This is a genomic window from Streptomyces flavofungini (assembly GCF_041028215.1).
Taxonomy (GTDB): Bacteria; Actinomycetota; Actinomycetes; order Streptomycetales; family Streptomycetaceae; genus Streptomyces; species Streptomyces flavofungini_B.
Genome location: NZ_JASKYR010000975.1, coordinates 1 through 2,062, shown reverse-complemented (window position 1 = coordinate 2,062; position 2,062 = coordinate 1). Strand labels below are relative to the sequence as shown.

At 70.3% G+C, this 2,062-nt stretch carries 2 protein-coding genes; both read left to right on the top strand.

Annotation, left to right across the window (positions count from 1 at the left end):
* The first annotated feature begins 115 nt into the window (after nt 1–115).
* Nucleotides 116–1,573 (top strand): NCS2 family permease, encoded by a 1,458-nt coding sequence (locus tag AB8Z36_RS37310; RefSeq protein ID WP_369217819.1) that lies wholly within the window; start codon nt 116–118, stop codon nt 1,571–1,573.
* Nucleotides 1,574–1,645: 72 nt separating this feature from the next.
* A partial coding sequence (locus tag AB8Z36_RS37305; protein WP_369217818.1) for an XdhC family protein occupies nt 1,646–2,062 on the top strand: 417 nt, incomplete at its 3' end.

The following is a 2,062-nucleotide window of genomic DNA, read 5'->3' as shown; positions in this document are numbered from 1 at the left end:
TCCCCACACGGGAGCGACGTTCGTCTCGGGCCGTCCCCCGGGTCGTGCAGCCAACGCACCATCCCAAATCCCGCAACTCGTGCGGGTGCCCCTGTGAACCTTGGGAGTAGGCACCATGACCCAGTCGTCTGTGGAGCCCAAGACCAGCGCGGAGGACGCGGGCCCCGGCTCGCGCGTCCCGGCCGGCAGGTCCTGGCTCGACCGGTACTTTCACATATCCCTCCGGGGATCGACCGTCGCGCGTGAGGTGCGCGGCGGCATCACCACCTTCATGGCGATGGCGTACATCGTCCTGCTCAACCCCGTGCTGCTCGGCGGAAAGGACGCCGCGGGCGACACCATGGGCCAGAAGGCACTGATCACCGCGACGGCGCTCGCCGCGGCGGTCACCACCCTCCTGATGGGCTTCGTCGGCAAGGTGCCGCTGGCCCTGGCCGCCGGTCTCTCCGTGTCCGGAGTGATCTCGTCCCAGGTCGCGCCCGAGATGACCTGGCCGCAGGCCATGGGCATGTGTGTGATGTACGGCGTAGTGATCATGCTCCTCGTGGTCACCGGGCTGCGCGAGATGATCATGAATGCCATCCCGCTCGCCCTGAAGCACGGCATCACCATGGGCATCGGCCTGTTCATCGCCATCATCGGCCTGGTCAAGGGCGGCTTCGTACACCCCGGCAAGGCCACCCCGCTCTCCCTCGGCCCGGCGGGCGAACTCTCCGGCTGGCCCGTGCTGCTCTTCGCGGGCACGCTGCTCCTGATCTTCATGCTCCAGGCGCGCAACACCCCCGGCGCGATCCTGATCGGCATCGTCACCGGCACCGTCGTGGCCGTCATCCTCAACGCGCTCGACGTGATCGACCCCGAGCAGTGGGCGAACGGCGCCCCCGAACTGCACGGCAGCGCGGTCTCCTCGCCCGACTTCTCGCTCCTCGGCGAGGTCGAGTTCGGCGGCTGGGGCGAGGTCGGCGCGATGACCGTCGGAATGATCGTCTTCACCCTCGTGCTCGCCGGGTTCTTCGACGCCATGGCCACCATCATCGGCGTCGGCACCGAGGCCAACCTCGCCGACGACAAGGGCCGCATGCCGGGCCTTTCCAAGGCGCTGTTCATCGACGGCGCGGGCGGTGCCATCGGCGGTGTCGCGGGCGGCTCGGGACAGACCGTGTTCGTGGAGTCCGCGACCGGCGTCGGCGAAGGCGCGCGCACCGGCCTCTCCTCCGTCGTCACCGGCCTCTTCTTCGCGGCGTGCCTCTTCTTCACCCCGGTCACCGCGATCGTCCCGCAGGAGGTCGCCTCCGCCGCGCTCGTCGTCATCGGAGCGATGATGATGATGAACGCACGGCACGTCGACTGGGCCGACCGCGCCACCGCCATCCCGGTCTTCCTGACCGTCGTGCTCATGCCTTTCACGTACACCATCACCACCGGTGTCGCGGCGGGCGTCATCTCCTGGGTCGCCATCAAGATCGCGCAAGGCAAGGCCCGCGAGATCGGCGCCTTCATGTGGGGCCTGACGGTCGTCTTCGTCATCTACTTCGCCCTCAACCCGATCGAGAGCTGGATGGGCGTCCACTGACGCCCGAGCCATCTCCCCCACATCCACGCAGCCCGGACGCCGGGCCGCCGAGAAGCCTTCGAGGAGGCCGACATGCTGGACATCGCCGACGAGCTGAGCCGGTGGGTCGAGCAAGGACGTGACTTCGCCGTCGCCACCGTGGTGGCGGTCGGCGGGAGCGCGCCCCGGCAGCCCGGCGCCGCCCTCGCGGTCGACGCGGACGGCACCGCCATCGGCTCGGTCTCAGGGGGCTGCGTGGAGGGCGCGGTCTACGAACTGTGCCGGCAGGCGCTCGACGACGGCGAGACCGTGCTCGAACGCTTCGGCTACAGCGACGACGACGCCTTCGCCGTGGGCCTGACCTGCGGCGGCGTCATCGACATCCTCGTCACCCCGGTCCGCGCGGGCGACCCGGCGCGGCCGGTGCTCACCGCCGCCCTCGCCGCCGCCTCCGCGGGGGAGGCGGCGGCGGTCGCCCGGATCACCGAGGGCCCCGCCGAACTGCTCGGC